The following is a 16,955-nucleotide window of genomic DNA, read 5'->3' as shown; positions in this document are numbered from 1 at the left end:
ACAACATTGACCGGTCCAGCTGGTCTTAAGCTGGCGGGGGTGTGGAGCGCGGAGCCCCACAGTCTTGACCTTGACAACCTGAGAAAACAACGCAGGAGGGTAGCATAAACGTCCCGGTGGGACGTTTTGCGTAGGGGGGCTACGCTTCCGCTTCGGTCGGCGCTGAACGGTCCCCACAGGGGACCAGCGCCCCTCGTCGGGGGGGGGGAGCGTTCTGCCGGATACTTGGCAAAGCCAAGTATTGCAGACAACGCTGCGAACCGACCGAGCCGGGGAAGGTCTCCAGTGGAGACCTTTCTGACCCGACCGAGTCGGCAGACGAGACCAGGCGAGAACCCCTGTTTCGCTTTGCATTTGCAAAGCGAACGGAAGCTACATAGCGCTGGCTGCTTCCGGCTTCCAGGAAACTTTTTCTCTTGCAAAAAGTTTCCTCTTGCAAGAGTTTTGCTTTGCAAAACTCGGATAGTTAACCGAGCAGAGCGAGTGTTAGCTATTATTCACACTTCAAAAATGCGCTTCTCAGGAGGTAAGGTCAAGGGAAAAGACCTTGAGGGCTGCGCGCCCTCAAACTCCCAGCCAGCGTAAAGCCCGCTGGACCGGCCAATGTGTCTGGCTCTCCCCTCTCAGTCAGCTGGAATTTTGCCGCCCCCATATCACATCAAATTTATCATCTAACAAAAGGAGTCTCCCATGGAAAAATATTTGGACGAAAGCCTTCCCATTGAGGAACGGGCCAAAGATCTGGTCGCAAAGATGACCCTGGACGAAAAGGCCAGCCAGCTCACCTATCAAAGCGCGGCGGTCCCCCGCCTGGGCGTCCCTGCCTATAACTGGTGGAACGAGGCCCTCCACGGCGTGGCCCGGGCCGGCACCGCCACCGTGTTCCCCCAGGCCATCGGCCTGGCCGCTACCTTTGACCAGGAGCAACTTCAAAAGGTGGGGGACGTGATCTCCACCGAGGGCCGGGCCAAGTACAACGCCTACAGCGGCGAGGAGGACCGGGACATCTACAAGGGCCTCACCTTCTGGAGCCCCAATGTGAACATCTTCCGAGATCCCCGCTGGGGTCGGGGCCACGAGACCTACGGCGAGGATCCCTATCTCACCGGGCGCATGGGCGTGGCCTTCGTCAAAGGCATACAGGGGGAGAATCCCCAGTCTCTGAAATCCGCCGCCTGCGCCAAGCATTTCGCTGTGCATAGCGGGCCCGAAAGCCTCCGCCACGGTTTCGATGCGGAGGTTTCCCCCAAGGACCTGTGGGAAACCTATCTCCCCGCCTTCGAGGCCTGCGTGAAGGAGGGGCACGTGGAGGCCGTCATGGGCGCGTACAACCGCACCAACGGCGAGCCCTGCTGTGCCCACTCCGTGCTGATGGAGGAGATCCTCCGGGGCGAGTGGGGCTTTACCGGCCACTACGTCTCCGACTGCGGGGCGCTGGCGGATTTCCACAACCACCACGGCGTCACCCAGAACATGGAGGAATCCGCCAAGCTGGCCCTGGAAAAGGGCTGCGACATGAACTGCGGCTCTGTGTACGCCTACGTTCTGGCAGCGGTGGAGAAGGGGCTGATCCCCGAAAAGCTGGTGGACCGGGCCGTCATCCGGCTGATGTCCACCCGCATAAAGCTGGGCCTTTTCTGCAAGAACAACCCTTATGACGCCATCCCCTATGAGAAAAATGACTGCGCCGAACACCGGGAGATCAACCGGGAAACTGCCCGCAAGGGGATGACGCTTCTGAAAAACGACGGCATTCTCCCACTGGACCGGTCCAAGCTCCGCAGCATCGCGGTGATCGGTCCCAACGCCGACGACAGGGCCATGCTTCCAGGGAACTACCACGGCACCGCCTCGGAGTACATCACTCCTCTGGAGGGAATCCGCCGGGTGGCCGGGGAGGACGTCCGTATCCACTACTCTCAGGGCTGCCACAAATGGAAAGACCGGGTGGAGGGTCTGGCCTATCCGGACGACCGGCTTTCCGAGGCTGTTATTGCCGCCAAGCATAGCGATGTGGCAATTGTGGTCCTGGGACTAGACGAAACCCTGGAGGGTGAGGAGGGAGACGCCAATAACTCTTATGGTTCCGGCGACCGGGACAGCATCTCTCTGCCCGGACGGCAGCAGGCCCTCCTGGAAGCGGTCTGTGCCACGGGGACGCCCACTGTCGCGGTGCTCTGCGCGGGCAGCGCTGTAGAGCTCTGCTGGGCCGATGAACATGTCAACGCCATTCTGGACGCCTGGTATCCTGGGGCGCAGGGTGGCCTGGCTATCGGGGAGACACTTTTCGGCCTATACAATCCGGCGGGCCGTCTCCCTGTCACCTTTTACCGCTCTACCGAAGAGCTTCCTGATTTCACCAGCTACTCTATGAAAAACCGCACCTACCGCTATATGGAGCGCCAGGCTCTCTACCCCTTTGGTTTTGGCCTGAGCTATACCCGCTTCGAATATAGCGATCTGGTCCTGAGCAAGACCAGCCTCTGTACCGGAGAGGCCCTCACCCTGGAGGTTACGGTCAGCAACGCTGGCGCTCTGGACGGGGACGAGGTGGTGGAGTGCTACATCCGGGACGAGGAGGCCTCCGTGTCCCGGCCCAGGTGGAGCCTGTGCGCCTTCACCCGCCTGCGTCTGAAAGCTGGGGAATGCCGCCGGATCTCCCTGGAAATTCGCCCCGAAGCTATGGCAGTGGTCCAGGAGGACGGCCATAGGGTTGTGGAGCCAGGTGATTTTACCCTGTTTATAGGTGGAAGCCAGCCTGACGTCCGCAGTACGGTCCTGCTGGGGCAAGCCCCTCTGGAAGGAAGGTTCGTGGTAGTTTCTCCCTGCTGAATTTCAGCCGCCCACTTTTTCTCTTGACAAACCGGTTGTTTCCTCGTATAATTAAGATAAATATAGGAAAGACTGTGACGGGAAGAAGGCGCCATGAGAGCCTTTCAGAGAGCCTGCGGAGGGTGCGAGCAGGCAGGTGGCGTGGCGCGTATCCTGATCCCTGAGTCTCCCGGCCGAAAAGGCGGGCAGTGTGGTTTTCTGCGGGTGGATTGATTTCATGCCTCCGGCTTCCATGTTGCTTTCCTGAATAAGCCCGGGACGCGTGGCGGCGTTAACCGCCGGGCCTTGTCAGAGGTTTTGAGGGCATGGGTGAGAGCTCATGCTGAAATCACGGGTGGTACCGCGTAATCGAAAGATTTTCGCCCCGGACGCAGGAAATGCGCCCGGGGTTTCTTTTGCCAGGCGCCAGATCCTGTAAATATTTTCCGCCATACGATATCTATTTATTGAAAGGATGTTTCCCATGAATCTCGGCTACAAAAAGTATAAGCCTTTTCAGCCCATCGCCTTACCCGACCGCACCTGGCCGGACAAAACCATCACGAAGGCGCCCGTCTGGTGCAGCGTGGATATGCGAGACGGCAACCAGGCCCTGGTAAACCCCATGAATCTGGAGCAAAAGCTGGAGTTTTTCCAGATGCTCTGCCAAATCGGCTTCAAAGAGATCGAAGTAGGCTTCCCTTCCGCCTCTGAAACGGAATATGAAATTCTCCGGGCCCTTATTGACCAGGACCTGATTCCCAGCGACGTGACCGTCCAGGTGCTGGTCCAGGCCCGGGAACACTTGATTCGGAAAACCTTTGAGGCCATTGACGGGGCCAAGAACGTGATCGTCCACTTCTACAACTCTACCTCTACCCTTCAGCGCAAGGTGGTATTCAATACAGATATGCAGGGAGTCATCGACATCGCTGTGGAAGGGGCCAGGCTCATCCACCGGCTCACCGAGGAGATGACAGCCCACAATGATATCAACATCCGTTATGAGTACTCTCCCGAAAGCTTCTCCGGCACGGAGATGGACAACGCCGTGCTCATCTGCGACCGGGTGCTGGAGGAGCTGGGAGCCACCCCGGAGAACAAGGTAATTATCAACCTGCCCAACACCGTGGAGATGTCCACCCCCAATACCTACGCTGACCAGATCGAGTACTGCTGCCGGAACATGAAGCACCGGGACGCGGCCATCATCAGCCTGCACCCCCACAACGACCGGGGCACCGCCACCGCCGCCACGGAGCTGGGGGTCATGGCCGGGGCGGACCGGGTGGAGGGCACCCTCTTCGGCAACGGCGAGCGCACCGGGAACTCCGACATCATGAACCTGGCCATGAACCTCTACTCCCAGGGCGTGGATCCGGAGCTGGACTTCAGCCACATGAACCACATCCGGGAGGTCTACGAGCGCTGCACAGAGCTGAAGGTCCATCCCCGGCACCCCTACGCCGGGCAGCTGGTGTTCACCGCCTTCTCCGGCTCCCATCAGGACGCCATCAACAAGGGCGTGAACTTCATGCAGAAGGAGAAGTCCCCCTACTGGGAGGTGCCCTATCTGCCCATCGACCCAGCGGACCTGGGCCGGCAGTATGAGCCCATCATCCGCATCAACAGCCAGTCCGGCAAAGGCGGCGCCGCCTTCGTCATGCACCAGAGCTTCGGGTACGTGCTGCCTAAGGCTATGCATCCGGAATTCGGAAAGCTGGTGAAAAAGGCCTGCGACCAGCGGGGCCGGGAAATCAGTCCCGACGAGGTATTCCAGATTTTCCAGGAAGAATACCTGGATGTGTCTGAGCCCTATAACCTGCTGACCTATAAAATCTTCGAAGAGGACGGGGGCAGCGGACAAGTTATTGTGGACTTCGAGGGTAACGTACGCCATCACCATGTTACCAAAGCTATCTCCGGCAAGGGAAACGGTCCCATTGACGCCTTCTTCAACGCCATTGGGGAAATTGGCCTGAACAATTACCAGTTTGTCTCCTACAGTGAGCACGCTATCTCTACCGGGGCCAACTCTCAGGCCGTGTCATATATCCAGCTCCGCCACGATGGAGAAACGCTTTTCGGTGTGGGCGTGGACAGCAATATCAGTGTGGCGTCCATCAAGGGCATCATCTGCGCCATCAACCGGAATCTCAAGAGAAACGGTGAAGAAGAGTCTTAGAGTCTGTCTTAAAACAGACTCTAAGCAAAAAAACAGAAAAGCTGCTCGGTCAATTCTTGGCCTGGCAGCTTTTTGATTGTTTCCCTGTCATTACCCTATGCTCATCCGGTCGTACTCTTTTCCGTCCAAAGATACCCAGCGGAACAGTCCGTTTTCCAGCGTCATATAGCTACGGGGACTGTCCTCTTTCGGGATGGAAACCGACCCGGGATTGAGATACCACCAGCCATCTGGAGCCTGAATCTTTGCGGGCACATGGGTATGTCCGTGGAGAAGAAGGTCCCCGGGAGATAGGCTGGGCGGGGTCTGAAGGTTGTACCGGTGGCCGTGGGTGGCAAAGATCATATGCCCCGCCGACTCCAGCAGGCCGTATTCCGCCATGATGGGGAATCCCAGCAGCATCTGGTCTACCTCCGCCTCGCAGTTGCCCCGCAGGCAAAAGATCTTCTGAGGGATGGCGTTGAGCAAGGCTGCCGTTTCCTTAGGATCATAGCCCGCGGGCAGGCTGTTCCGGGGGCCATGGTAGAGCAGATCGCCCAGAAGAAGGAGGGCCTGGGCGTTTTCCCGGTCCAGAGCCTCCCGAAGCGCTCGGCAGCAAACCGCCGAGCCATGGACATCAGACGCAATCAGCCATTTCATAAGAAGTCCTCCTGAATATTTCAAATTTGGTTTTATCTCAAAGGCGCCGGCTGTTTTCGGATCCAGGCTTCTATCTGCCGGGTATAATCCTTCCCTGCCAATGGATAGCCTGCTATCCGCAAAAGCGCCTCCTCTCCCTAAAGCCACTTCATCGGCTTATTCCGTTGACAGGGGCAAATCCTTCGAAGGGACAGGCCAGAGAGCGGTCCTTTCTGAAATCACGGACATAAACGCGCTTTCTTTTGCCATAATAAAGAATGCTTTCTTATCCGGATTGTCTACAATTATAAGCATATAGATGGGGAAAAGCAAGCGAAAATAGGCCTTTCAATATGCCCAAAGGGAAAAATGTGAAACTTTCTTACCTTATCCAACCAATTTCGTCAAAGTACTGGATTTTTCGACAAACAGGGTGTATAATAGGCGAGACGCGGGGGTGAAGTGTTTGAAGAATGTCTCCCAGGACGAGTTGGTGGTCCTTGGCGCAAAGATGAAAAAGCTGCGCATGGCGATTGGGTATACCCAGGAGAGCGTGGCAGCGGCTTTGAACATCAGCCGCTCGGCCTACAGCTACTATGAAAGCGGCCGGAGTAATCCTGACTCTTTGACCCTGAATCGGATTGCTCAGATTTTTAAAGTTTCAGTGGCAGAATTTTTCCCCCAGACCCAAAAGGATGTTGTCCTTCATGATTCAGGGCGGAAGCGGGCGTCAAAAAAAGTCGCGGTTGCGCCTCAGCGGATTGGAGATCTCACCGGCAGTGAGAAAACGTTAATTGCCTTTTTGCGGGATAAGGATGTGCCTACCGAAGATGCTTTGGAGATATTAAAGCAGTATTTTACCCGCAGGGACAATCACAATGGCTTTTTTAGGCTTTGCTGGGCCTTATAAAAATTTTTCTTTATATCCTAAAATTCGACATTTTCTTTTTCGATGATTATGGTATAATCACTCCGTAGGGAAGGACAAACAAGAAAGCATTCTAGATGAGTAGAAGCTGTATATTCATCTATTCGGTTCTTATAAATATGCGCTTGTAGCTCAGTTGGATAGAGTATCAGACTCCGACGTTTCAGGCCGGTTCGGTTGAGATGGGCCGGAAAAGCCAGTGTTTTCTAGGGCTGGCGGGGTTTTAAGAAAGAAAAATTTTCGCCGTTGACTACTGTTTGACCACTATTTTTACAAAGCTGACTACCGCGGGTTTTGCGGTTCTCATAAATATGCGCTTGTAGCTCAGTTGGATAGAGTATCAGACTCCGACTCTGAGGGCCGCTGGTTCGAATCCAGTCAAGCGCGCCAATAGTAAAAAGCCCTCGGTTTTCCGGGGGCTTTTGAAGTATCAGCAGCCATGTGGCAGAGGGAGTTTTTTGAAATGATGTATCCATTCCTTACGTTAGATGACGGAACGGAAATCGTCCACTCGGAGATGCTGCCGGACAGTCGGGTGAAGGTTTATATGGAGCGGGCGGATGAAAAGATTGGGTTTCTTCATGCAACTTGCTTTCTGCCGGAGTATGAATGGGAAGAAATATCAGTCTTTTCTGAAAGTGAGATAGAACGGTTTCAAGACGTAATACGTTCTACAGCCCATTTAATTTTGCAGTTTTCGCAAGCGGGAGGCTTCGACCATGCCGCTTTTTTCAAACTATCCCCGTGAGGTATTCCATGAAAAATGTAATTATTGTTGGGCCGTCCAGAGCCGGGAAAACGACTTTGGCGAAAAGGTTCCACGAAGAGTTGGGCTACTTTGTCATCAGCCTGGATAAACTTGTCGCTACATTTCATGCGGCATACCCACAGTTGGACATTCGCCTTAACTGGAATAGGGGATAAAACAACAGAAAATATAGCACCGTTCATCGGCCACTTCCTGGGTTTATTTTCGTCTGGCGACGGAATAAAATGCAAGTTAAATCTCCACGCACATAATGTGAAAAACAATGCTTTTGTACTGGAAGGCGGGTACTTTGATTTTGAAAAAATCACCTCCATTTTGCAGGAATATGGTGCGAATGAGTTGAAAGACCGCTTCATTTTGATTGGATTGGTGCAGGGTCAAAAGACGGTTGATGAATATGTGCGCGACTTCAAAAAGTACGACACGGAAGATGATTGGACATACAATTTTAGTGAGGATGAATTGCGCGAATACGTTGCGCAAGACGCCATTCCGTTTAACCGCTCTATGACTGAGTATTTGACAAAGTATGGTTTTACTATTTACGATACATCAGCGGAGAGAGAATCCGTTTTTGATAAAATTATCGAAGACATATCAAACAGTTAAGGAGGGAAATTTATGGAATCCAAATTTTTCAGAGCAAAGAAGATTTACGACAACGCTACCCTGATTGCCGGCTTGGGTGGCGAGCAAAGCTACTTAATTGAGGGCAGTGAAAAGGCCCTGCTCATTGACGGACTGGCCGGCGTAGGCAGCCTAAAGGCTTTTGTGCGGGAGTTGACCGACTTGCCAGTAACCCTTGTGAATACCCACGGACACGTAGACCATATCGGTGCGGATTTCGAGTACGGTGAGGTCTACATTGACCCGGCGGACATTGCTCTGCTATACGAGCACTCTGACCGTGAAATGCGGCTGGGGTTTGCCAAGAGCGGTGCAATGTTTGCTCCGCTGCCAGTGGAGCCTCGGCTGGATGATGTGACTGTACCAAGCCCCATCAAGACCCTGCCGCTGAAGGATGGCGACATCTTCGACCTGGGCGGCGTTCAGCTGGAAACAATCTCTGTCCCCGGTCACACCAGAGGAACCGTGGTTTTCCTTGACCGTGCGCGGGGCGTGGTGTACTCTGGCGATGCTTGTAATCGGAACACCTTGCTTTACACAGAGTTCTCAACTTCTATCGAGGAGTACAAGGAGAGTCTGTTGCACTTCCAGAGCCTTGAAGATGCGTTTGAACTGCTCTGGGGCGGCCACGGCGGTCAGGCAGAAAAGAAATCTATCATTGAGGATGCGCTCAAGCTCTGTGATGAAATCATGGCCGGGACAGATGATGCGGTCGAGGCGGTGGGTATTGGCGGTCAGACTTGCTGGTATGCCAAAGCTAAGAATGAGCGCTTTGAGCGGGTGGATGGCGGCGTGGCGAATATCGCCTACGCCAAAGACCGTATCTGGAAAAAGGACGTACAATGAAAATAGACCCGCTGATAATCGTCCAGCGCTACGGTCAGGATATCCTGGAATCGCCCGGCATGGAAATGAGCAAAGGATTTATGCAGCATGGGGACACAAGCGTATTCGCGCACTCGCTTGCGGTGGCTTTGATTTGCGTCCAAATTGCCTATTTCCTGCCGAAGTTTCTATCAAAACATTTGAACAAGCGGGCGTTGGTGCGAGGTGCGCTCCTGCATGATTACTTCCTCTATGACTGGCACACCAAGCACGATGGGCACAGCCTGCACGGGTTCTTTCACCCTTGGCGGGCGCTGAGAAATGCAGAGCGCGATTTCTCCCTCTCTGCGACAGAACGCAATATGATAAAAACGCATATGTTTCCGCTGACGCTCCCGCCGCCGAAATGTAAGGAAAGCTGGATTTTGGTGGTGGCGGATAAGGTTTGTGCTGTCAGGGAAACTTTTGGGAAGTGATAGTGTGAAAGCATCCCGAATTAGAGGAGCACCTAAAAATGGTGCAAAAAAGCGACCCCGAGAACAGGTGAATTTTCGGGGCAAACAGCAGAGTGTTGGAGATGGCTAACTAACTTTAAGTCCCTGCGCTTCCAAGAATCGAACAGCCTGTCTCACAGCATTCTGAAGCTGTTGCTCTTTGAGGTGTTCGGGCATATCAATCTTGAACAGGTCAACAGGATTCCAGATTTTTCCGGTGGAAAGCATGGAATAGATGGCGGTCAAAATCATTCTGGCAATGGCGATGATTGCTCGTTTCTTGCCCCGGCGCTTGGCAATATGCTCATATTTCAGAGCATAATAAGGATTCAGCTTGTCCTTCACGGCTGCGTGGGCGACTTGCACCAACACAGGTTTGAGATAAACTCCGGCACGTGAAATGCGGACAGATTTCTTCTTGCCAGCGGATTCATTGTTGCCCGGAGTGAGACCGGCCCAGCAGCAAAGACGCTTGGAGGAACCGAACTGAGCCATATCCACACCGATTTCAGAGATAACTGTGATTGCGGAGCTGCGGTCAATGCCAGGGATGGTGCAAAGGAGCGATAGGGCACTATCGTACTTTTCAACCATGGCGTTGATGCAGATGTCCACCTGCTCAATCAGCTTCTCAATGTAGTGGAGATGGTCGCGGACAATGCCAATGCGATATTTCTGCTCTGGCGCAATCTCATAACCCTCAATAGAGGCGAGAACATCGTCCACCTTTTTCTTGAGGGAACGCTGTAACAGAGACACGCAGTGCTGTGGATCAAAATTCTCGTCGGATGTCAGGTAGTCTGTGATTGCAATCGCGGATTTGCCAAACATATCAGACACGACGGAATCAAGAGCCACATTGCAGACGGTAAAAGCGTTTTGGAAACGATTCTTCTCGCTGCTCTTCATAGAAGTGAGCTTATAGCGGTAGCGGGTCAATTCCCGTAGGATACGGATATCCTTGGCCGGAGTAAAGCTGCTTTTCACCAAGCCGATGCGGAACAAATCCCCAATCCACTTGGAATCCTTGGTGTCGTCCTTATTCCCCTTTACAGCTTTGACCCATTTGGGATTGGCAATGATAACACGAACGCCTCGCTTTTCCAGAATGTTGAATACAGGAACCCAGTATTTCCCGGTGGATTCCATACACACATCCAGACAGTTGTTTTCGTGGAGCCAATCGGCAAAACGGTTCAGATCTGCGTTAAATGTGGAGAACCGTTTCTTCTGATAACTCGGCTGCAAGCTGTCCTTCGGCGTCTTGATGATAGTCGCCACCAGGAAGGACTTGTGAACATCCACCCCACAGCAGGTTGGAAATACGACTTTCAATCTACACCCTCCTCATAACGAAATGGTGAGGAGAAAGCAGTGACTGAACCGCCAAGCAATTAACAGGTGTTAATACAATCCTTAGTGTCCGGGCTCAAAGCGCCACTTATTTGTGCTTGAAAAGGCGATCCTAACACTGATTTATATACCGGCTTGAACTCTGGAAGTAATCTACGACTCACCTCCCCGTGCGTTGTAGTGTGCTTCCCCTCAACTCAATTCTACAAGAAAGGCGACCGTTTGTCTGCACTCTTTCATTCCTATTTGTGCAGACCGCAAAGCGGTCGGCATGGTGATTTATATGAAGGTGGATAAATTTTCCTATCACCTGGGCGCGGCTGATTGCTTTTGCGAAATGGTTCGCGCTGGAGTAAAACACATTGCGCTATCCCATCCTTGTGATTCCAAGGAGGAGCGGGATAGCTTTCTGCCGGAGTTTGATAAGCTGTGCAAGAAATACAGCGTTCTTTACTATATCGAGAACGATGCTTTCCTTACCGACCTCTTTCCCCTGTCGCTAAATCAGGGAAAGTACAACGTGATTTTTTATCAGGATGAGGCCGTGCTGAAAGAATATCTTGGCTTGAAAGCAGAGAAAGAAAAGGCAATCGCGGCGGGTAATTACGATGATTGCCGTGAAGATATTGCCCGTCGGTATGGCAAACTGCTTTCGTATACGGACAAGGGTATCCAGCGCCTGTTGGACGCAAACTCGGATAAGAGGTAGGCTAATGCTATTCAACGAACCCATAGATAGCTGGAGCGAATGGGGCGCGATATTTCAATCGATAGAAGCATTTACACCCCTGGCGAAGGAAATCTTCCACCGTGAGGGGTTGGCGCTTCCTGGCCTTGAAAACCTGACGCCCGGAACCAATGCGGTCTTTCGCGCGGGAGATTATGTGGTAAAAATATTTGCTCCCCGCGAGTCCGGCATGGAACCACAGATGGACTATTCCAATGAGTCCGCTGTTTGTGGTGCGTTGACCCGCTGGGGGATTTCTACTCCCCGGTTGATTGCACACGGTATGATACAAGATACCTACCTTTTTTACTATCTCATTACGGAATACTGCCCCGGCAAAGAGGCAGGGACATGGCTGGAAAGCGCTGGCCCCGGCCAACTGGAGGGCTTTATTCGGCAACTCAAGGGATTGCTCCAGACCCTGCACCGCCCCGCCGAGGGGCTGATACCGCCGGTGGATCTGCTGGTCCGGGCCTTGGATAATCCCCGCCTGGAACGCCTACCGGTCAGTCTGCGCGACGAAATGGCAGAGCGCGCGGCAAGGTTGGATTTGACAGATACATTGCTGGTTCACGGTGATTTGACCGGCGAAAATATCCTGATTGGAGCGAATAACCGGCCTATCATAATCGACTGTGCCGATTCATGCATGGCCCCATGGTGGTACGAGTTGGCCCCGCTGGTATTCGAGCTTTTCCACTGCCGCAGAGATTTGCTACGCCTGTTTGCGGATACCAATCCAGAGGTGTTCGTAGAACAAATCATGGATGCTGTGTGCATCCATGATTTCGGTGCAAATATGCTCTGGGACTTGGCTGAAAGAGAAAAAGTCCCATACTTTTCGCATTTGACGGAACTCAGGGACTTTTTGTTGAGTCGGGTGTGTGGTTAGATGTCCAGGCTCTCTTGCAAAACCGCACTAGCCGCTTTTTTCTTATCATCAAAGGCGTGATTGTAGATGTCCAGTGTGGTTGACACCTGTGAGTGGCCTAATAGTCCTGACACGGTCGCTACATCTGCTCCACCCGCAATCATAAGTGATGCCGCCGTGTGACGAAGTGAGTGGACGTTCAAATTCTCCGGCAGACCATGCTTTTTCAAAATCAGCTTACACCGCCAAGTAAAGCTACTGGGCGTCATGGGGAGTTCCATGCCGTGCCTGCGGAAGATGTAATCATCGGCAGATAATCCGCGTTCGTCATATGTTTCCGTTTCCTGCTGACAAAATTTGCGGTACTCTTTAAGCAGGCTTGCCATCTCAGCGGAGAAGTAGACATAGCGGTCACCCGAGGCTGTTTTTGGCTCTTTCACGATAATTTCTTCGCCAGTAACCTTCACCGCATTTCAACAGACATGGATGGACTTTTCCTTGAAATTCACATCGCACCATTTCAGCCCGCAGCACTCACCCCGGCGCATACCTGTGGCGATAATCAGCTTGAAATAAGTTTCATATTTGATGCTTTCTTCCTCCAGCGCGGTAATGAGTTTCTGTGTAGTTTCCTCGTCAGCCACATTCTGCTTTTTCCTCTTTTTGCCAGAGTATTTATAGGTGCGCCAGGCAGGATTATGCGACAAAAAGCCGCCCTCCATCGCATCGGAGAGGATACCACACAAGCAAGCGTGGACACCCTCAACGGTGCATTCGGAGAGCGGCTTTCCTGTCACGGAGTTCTTCTGCTTTCGGAGTTCGGCGTAGAGATTTCGGAAGTGCTCGGGTTTTGGGTCGGTGAGTTTATAGCCGCCAAAGCACGGCATGAACCGGTCGATGTCCTGCTTGTCCCAAGCAAGAGTGGACTTTGCCAGCTTATCAGGAGCGATTTCTTCAAGCCACATTTTGGTGTAATCTGCAAGGTTGACTTGGCTCTTCAGCTTGTTTTGGGGTCGTAGGGTATCTTTGCCTTTTTACCCTCACCCTCTGGGCCAATGAGTCCCCGGCAGCAGAACAGGCCACTTTCCCGCGGCTGGGACGGCAGGTTTTCAGCTATTACCTTATTTTTCATAATACACCCCTCTATTATTCCTGCCGCTTTCTCAATCTCCCCGTGAGCACACAGGTACATACAATATAGACGATGGTATTGGTATACGCCGACCAGAGCTTCTTGTACTGAAGGATTATCTTATAGGCGTTGATGTCTACATTTTTCAACGGTAGGTACACTACCCCCGGAGTGGTATTCAGGGCGGTGGGGTTGCTGATTGAGGCCATGACCATGTGCCATATTGGCATAAGGCAGGCGTAGGTTATCAGCAGCAGGACTATCACGTCAATGACAATGAATATGATACGGCTGGGCTTTTCTTTGATTTTCATTTTATCCCTTCCTTTCTCAGAACATGGAGGTGCCTGAGAGCTTTTTCAGCACCGCGTTTATTGAGCAGTAGCGCAAAGATCATAGGCGCCGGGAAGTTTATGAGCAGGTCAAGCACGCCGATAAGAGCGGTATTTTTTGATAAGATGCCCGACGTAGGGACCGGAAAAGAACACCTCGAAATTCCTCAGACCTATCCATTTGCTCCCGAAACTCCCTTTACCGGGGAGAACTTCTCAAAGGAGATAAGTATGCCAAACATGGGCAGGTAGTGGAAAAGAATAAAGTACGCAAGAATAATAATCAGAAGAACGTAGAGGGACTTGTTCCGCCGCAGGTCGATGCCAAAGTTATGCGGCATATTTCTTATGCCGCCCTCCACCCGAAAGCCCTGCACAGCCAGTTCCGGGTGCTTATATGGTCTGTCTCCTCGTTTCACAGCTGATAATAATTGTAGAAACGATGAATTTTTGTGGAAATCACGAGAAAGCCGTACAAAATTATAAAAATCGCCCAGCGCAAAACCGGGCGTTATTGATTTACTTATGGCTTTATGATATATTTATTTGCAGCATAGACGGCGAACGCGAGGGTGTCCCTATGAAATTTCTAAAGCATATCAAGCCGAATGATATCTTTAACTATGTGACTGCTTTTCTGCTTATCCCCTTCGCTGTCACGCTTGTGCTTCTGTTTGTCTACACGGCCCACACCACCAACGTCCATCAGTAGGAGAAGCTCCATACTGCGGCCGACAGCATCGCAAAGAGCATAGATACCTCCCTTATAGGCGTTATATGAATGAGACTCGCAGAGCCAACTATTCCAATGATTTCTTCTATTTTTGCAACAGCAGCTCCTATGACAGCGTGGAGCGCTTTGGCAGGACGGCCATGGCAAAAAGCCAAGCCGAGATATTTTCCTATCCCGAGGTAGTCTGCCTGGTTCTGAATAATTCCAAGCGCGGCTATTGCCTCCCCTCTTTCCACTCCTTCGACTCCCTTTTTCTCAAGCAGGAGATGGAGAATACCGTCTCCGCCCTCTCCCCAGAGGGGGGCAGTCATGACGGTGCAAGAGGTAAACGGCCTACCCTATATCTTTTGCTCAATAGCGGAAAGGTACGGCTTTATTACCGCCGTAGTGGGTCCCCGGAAGAACTCGGTCTATGCCAATTACTGCTCTATCTATAAAGGGCAGCGCCGCCTTTGATTTCTCTGTGAGCACACCGGAGGGGCGCGAGGTTTTTTCAGGGAGCTGACATCTGTGGGGCTAAACCTTCTCTACTCTGATTCCAGCAGCTACCCCATATCCGGAATACAGATAGCTCTCCTTGCGGCCATCGTCTTCCTGCTCTTACTGATATCCCTGTCCCTATGGGTCTTGACCCGCTCAGTCTCAAGACCACTTAACCTTATCTCCCGATCGGTAGAGGCCATCACCGCCGGGGACTTTGAGTAGAGGCTGCCCGCCGTGGATTCCCATAGACGATATCCGCGCCCTTGCGGACGGCATCAATCTGATGCTGGACGCGGTAAAGCGCTCTAAGGAGGAGGAAATTGACAGCCGCACGGCTGCCGTGCACGCCCAGCTGCAATATTTTCAGTTACAAGTACGCCCGCATTTTTACTTTAATTGCATGAAGAACCTCAATTCCCGGCTTCCCCTCGGAGGTTTTGGAGCAGCAGAGCCATATAGACCTCAAAAAGCCCTCGTACCGGCGGGATAGAAAGGAGGACAGCTGCGCCCTTTTCCTAACTGTTATCCGGGAGTGGTACGCCCTACCGCTGCCCGAGCTGTCCTTCAGGAGCCGGTATGAGGGGGCTTTGAAGTCGGTGTTTCCCCCGGAAAAAGGGGTAGCACCTCCTATTCCTGGGATGATTCCAGCTTTTTTGCAATGCTGTTCATGCCCTCTTACAGCGGTATCGCGGACTGCTTTGAAGCGTTTGAAAGGCGGGTAAAGGAGGCCCTTAGCTGCTCTATCGATATCTTTTACTGCCTTTCGGGCCTTCGGGAGCTGAGGGCCGCAGTGCAGTATATGACCGCCATGGATTATCTGGGATATCAGGACAGCACCATTCCAAAGCTCTATCCCAGCGCCGAACACCGGAACCTGGACACGGCCCCGCAGAACTATCGTGATTACTACCAGCAGATAAAGAAATATATCCGGGACAACGTATCCATGCAGATAACCCGGCAGTCCGTCTCAGAGCATATCCACATCTCCCCGGACTATATCTCCCATATCGTGCGCACCATTGCCGAATGCTCCATGCAAGGAGCTGATTATCCGGGAGAAGATGCGGTATGCCCGCACGCTTATCCCGGCCACCTCCAAGTCCATCGGTGATATCGCTGTGGGGTGCAGCTTTGACTCATTCGCGTATTTCAGCAAGGTCTATAAGTCAATTTACGGCATCAGCCCCAAATCCACCAGAAAGTAAAAAGCGGGAGGTCTCTCTGCCTCCCGCTCTTCATTGCGTTTCACTTTTCCGGATATATATTCCCTTTTCAATGGCAACAGCTCCGAAAGCCCCTCTTTCATGTACTTCTCCCACATCTCCCAGCTTAGGGCGGCCTATGGGGTTCTGTTCCCGGGCCTCAAATTCCTCGGGCTTAAAGAGGCTGAGCCCGTCGGTGGGAAGTATCACAGTGAAAGGAACGTTTCTGGAGATGGACTGGCTTGGCTTTGTCTCGACAACTCTATATTTCATTGCTACAATTCTTGTTGTAAAGCTAAAGCCTCTCGCCTTGCTCTTTTGTTATAGCCCAAGCAAAAGATAAACGCAAACAAAAATTATAAGTTTTACAAAAAGCAAGTAAATCATACAGAAGTAGGAAGCCTACATGGAAAAAGACGGCAGACTGTTCTACAAAATCCGGGTTAGCCGGGGCTGGGAAAAGGGCTATCTCTCCACACGCTGGTACCCGCCCGAGGGGTGGAGCCGCAAAGCTATAGAGCGGGAGCTGCACAAGCAGGCGGCAGAGTTTGAGCGCAGAGCCCAGGCCGGGGAAGTAATCAGCCGGGAGGAACAGGCCAAAATAGACCGCCAGCGGGCCATAGCGGCGGCGAAGATAAAGACCCTCAAAACAGTACGGCGAGGGGGTTTTCATGCCCGCAAAGACCGTCACCATGAGCGAGAACACCCGCAGCGCGTACCAGGGGGCGCTCAATCGCTGGATATACCCGGCGCTGGGGGAGCTGAAACTGCCGGAGATAACCCCGGCAGAGATAAGCGCTTTACTGTTCTCCATGCAAGGGTTGGGAAAGGCGCAGGCCACTTGCGTTAAGGTGTACGCGAT

20 protein-coding genes, 1 tRNA gene and 2 pseudogenes are annotated in these 16,955 nt (G+C 52.6%); 16 read left to right on the top strand and 7 right to left on the bottom strand.

Going from position 1 to position 16,955, the window contains the following annotated elements:
* Positions 1-690: 690 nt before the first annotated feature.
* Together D7X94_RS14640 and leuA are read left to right on the top strand one after the other, a co-directional pair.
* Entirely contained in the window at positions 691-2,832 is a 2,142-nt protein-coding gene (locus D7X94_RS14640) for a glycoside hydrolase family 3 C-terminal domain-containing protein (protein WP_120428408.1), read from the top strand.
* Positions 2,833-3,295: 463 nt separating this feature from the next.
* Positions 3,296-4,996 (top strand): 2-isopropylmalate synthase, encoded by a 1,701-nt coding sequence (gene leuA, locus D7X94_RS14635; protein WP_120428407.1) that lies wholly within the window; start codon positions 3,296-3,298, stop codon positions 4,994-4,996.
* Between the two features lie 90 nt (positions 4,997-5,086).
* Here leuA and yfcE read toward each other — a convergent pair whose 3' ends face one another.
* Entirely contained in the window at positions 5,087-5,635 is a 549-nt protein-coding gene (yfcE, locus tag D7X94_RS14630) for a phosphodiesterase (RefSeq protein WP_120428406.1), read from the bottom strand.
* Positions 5,636-6,125: 490 nt separating this feature from the next.
* Between yfcE and D7X94_RS14625 the strand changes: the two genes are divergently transcribed.
* From D7X94_RS14625 to D7X94_RS14595, 7 genes and pseudogenes are all read left to right on the top strand, one after another.
* Entirely contained in the window at positions 6,126-6,524 is a 399-nt protein-coding gene (locus tag D7X94_RS14625; RefSeq protein WP_147401749.1) for a helix-turn-helix domain-containing protein, read from the top strand.
* Between the two features lie 331 nt (positions 6,525-6,855).
* Positions 6,856-6,932, top strand: a tRNA-Arg gene (locus D7X94_RS14620).
* Positions 6,933-7,005: 73 nt separating this feature from the next.
* Positions 7,006-7,290 carry a hypothetical protein gene (locus D7X94_RS14615; protein ID WP_120428423.1) on the top strand — a complete coding sequence of 95 codons (285 nt, stop codon included), beginning with the start codon at positions 7,006-7,008 and terminating at the stop codon, positions 7,288-7,290.
* Positions 7,291-7,298: 8 nt separating this feature from the next.
* Positions 7,299-7,367, top strand: a pseudogene (locus D7X94_RS19920) (hypothetical protein); the annotation flags it as partial.
* Positions 7,368-7,380: 13 nt separating this feature from the next.
* Positions 7,381-7,920 (top strand): hypothetical protein, encoded by a 540-nt coding sequence (locus D7X94_RS14605; protein ID WP_243111336.1) that lies wholly within the window; start codon positions 7,381-7,383, stop codon positions 7,918-7,920.
* Between the two features lie 12 nt (positions 7,921-7,932).
* Positions 7,933-8,784 carry an MBL fold metallo-hydrolase gene (locus tag D7X94_RS14600; RefSeq protein ID WP_120428402.1) on the top strand — a complete coding sequence of 284 codons (852 nt, stop codon included), beginning with the start codon at positions 7,933-7,935 and terminating at the stop codon, positions 8,782-8,784.
* On the top strand, positions 8,781-9,239 hold the full coding sequence (locus tag D7X94_RS14595) for an HD domain-containing protein (RefSeq protein ID WP_243111335.1): 459 nt from the start codon (positions 8,781-8,783) through the stop codon (positions 9,237-9,239). Before D7X94_RS14600 ends, D7X94_RS14595 begins: the two co-directional genes overlap by 4 nt.
* Positions 9,240-9,344: 105 nt before the next feature.
* On the opposite strand, the gene D7X94_RS14590 is transcribed toward D7X94_RS14595, so the two are convergent.
* Positions 9,345-10,592 (bottom strand): IS110 family transposase, encoded by a 1,248-nt coding sequence (locus D7X94_RS14590; RefSeq protein ID WP_120428401.1) that lies wholly within the window; start codon positions 10,590-10,592, stop codon positions 9,345-9,347.
* A 289-nt stretch (positions 10,593-10,881) separates the two neighbouring features.
* Between D7X94_RS14590 and D7X94_RS18570 the strand changes: the two genes are divergently transcribed.
* On the top strand, positions 10,882-11,319 hold the full coding sequence (locus D7X94_RS18570; RefSeq protein ID WP_120428400.1) for a hypothetical protein: 438 nt from the start codon (positions 10,882-10,884) through the stop codon (positions 11,317-11,319).
* A gap of 4 nt (positions 11,320-11,323) precedes the next feature.
* Positions 11,324-12,229, top strand: a complete 906-nt coding sequence (locus D7X94_RS14580; RefSeq protein WP_158591044.1) for an aminoglycoside phosphotransferase family protein — start codon at positions 11,324-11,326, stop codon at positions 12,227-12,229.
* Here the strand turns inward: D7X94_RS14580 and D7X94_RS19310 are convergent.
* The 3 genes and pseudogenes from D7X94_RS19310 to D7X94_RS18565 all read right to left on the bottom strand — a co-directional run bounded on the left by D7X94_RS19310 (position 12,226) and on the right by D7X94_RS18565 (position 14,013).
* Positions 12,226-13,209 (bottom strand): annotated as a pseudogene (locus tag D7X94_RS19310) (tyrosine-type recombinase/integrase). The gene D7X94_RS14580 and the pseudogene D7X94_RS19310 overlap by 4 nt on opposite strands.
* A 145-nt stretch (positions 13,210-13,354) precedes the next feature.
* Complete coding sequence (locus D7X94_RS14565) at positions 13,355-13,654, bottom strand: hypothetical protein (RefSeq protein ID WP_120428396.1); 300 nt, start codon at positions 13,652-13,654, stop codon at positions 13,355-13,357.
* 191 nt (positions 13,655-13,845) lie between these two features.
* Positions 13,846-14,013: a hypothetical protein gene (locus D7X94_RS18565; protein ID WP_158591042.1), complete on the bottom strand. Its 168-nt coding sequence runs from the start codon at positions 14,011-14,013 to the stop codon at positions 13,846-13,848.
* A 239-nt stretch (positions 14,014-14,252) separates the two neighbouring features.
* Here D7X94_RS18565 and D7X94_RS19565 point away from each other — a divergent pair, with 239 nt between their 5' ends.
* Positions 14,253-14,384, top strand: a complete 132-nt coding sequence (locus D7X94_RS19565; protein WP_279221797.1) for a hypothetical protein — start codon at positions 14,253-14,255, stop codon at positions 14,382-14,384.
* Here the strand turns inward: D7X94_RS19565 and D7X94_RS14555 are convergent.
* Complete coding sequence (locus D7X94_RS14555) at positions 14,378-14,641, bottom strand: hypothetical protein (protein ID WP_147401747.1); 264 nt, start codon at positions 14,639-14,641, stop codon at positions 14,378-14,380. The two genes, D7X94_RS19565 and D7X94_RS14555, sit on opposite strands and share 7 nt — an antisense overlap.
* A 73-nt stretch (positions 14,642-14,714) precedes the next feature.
* Here D7X94_RS14555 and D7X94_RS18560 point away from each other — a divergent pair, with 73 nt between their 5' ends.
* The 3 genes from D7X94_RS18560 to D7X94_RS19915 all read left to right on the top strand — a co-directional run bounded on the left by D7X94_RS18560 (position 14,715) and on the right by D7X94_RS19915 (position 16,096).
* The gene (locus D7X94_RS18560) at positions 14,715-14,861 is read left to right on the top strand and encodes a hypothetical protein (protein ID WP_158591041.1); all 147 of its coding nucleotides are present in this window, start codon (positions 14,715-14,717) and stop codon (positions 14,859-14,861) included.
* Between the two features lie 694 nt (positions 14,862-15,555).
* Positions 15,556-16,002: a hypothetical protein gene (locus D7X94_RS14540; RefSeq protein WP_147401746.1), complete on the top strand. Its 447-nt coding sequence runs from the start codon at positions 15,556-15,558 to the stop codon at positions 16,000-16,002.
* Entirely contained in the window at positions 15,953-16,096 is a 144-nt protein-coding gene (locus tag D7X94_RS19915; RefSeq protein ID WP_120428390.1) for an AraC family transcriptional regulator, read from the top strand. Before D7X94_RS14540 ends, D7X94_RS19915 begins: the two co-directional genes overlap by 50 nt.
* Before the next feature lie 30 nt (positions 16,097-16,126).
* Here D7X94_RS19915 and D7X94_RS14530 read toward each other — a convergent pair whose 3' ends face one another.
* On the bottom strand, positions 16,127-16,366 hold the full coding sequence (locus D7X94_RS14530) for a hypothetical protein (RefSeq protein WP_120428389.1): 240 nt from the start codon (positions 16,364-16,366) through the stop codon (positions 16,127-16,129).
* 398 nt (positions 16,367-16,764) lie between these two features.
* On the opposite strand from D7X94_RS14530, the gene D7X94_RS19910 reads away from it, so the two are divergent.
* A partial coding sequence (locus tag D7X94_RS19910; RefSeq protein WP_199715129.1) for a hypothetical protein occupies positions 16,765-16,955 on the top strand: 191 nt, incomplete at its 3' end.

Source organism: Acutalibacter sp. 1XD8-33 (assembly GCF_003612555.1).
Classification (GTDB): domain Bacteria; phylum Bacillota; class Clostridia; order Oscillospirales; family Acutalibacteraceae; genus Acutalibacter.
The sequence above is the reverse complement of the archived record's forward strand: the minus strand, read 5'-3'. Positions and strand labels throughout refer to the sequence as shown.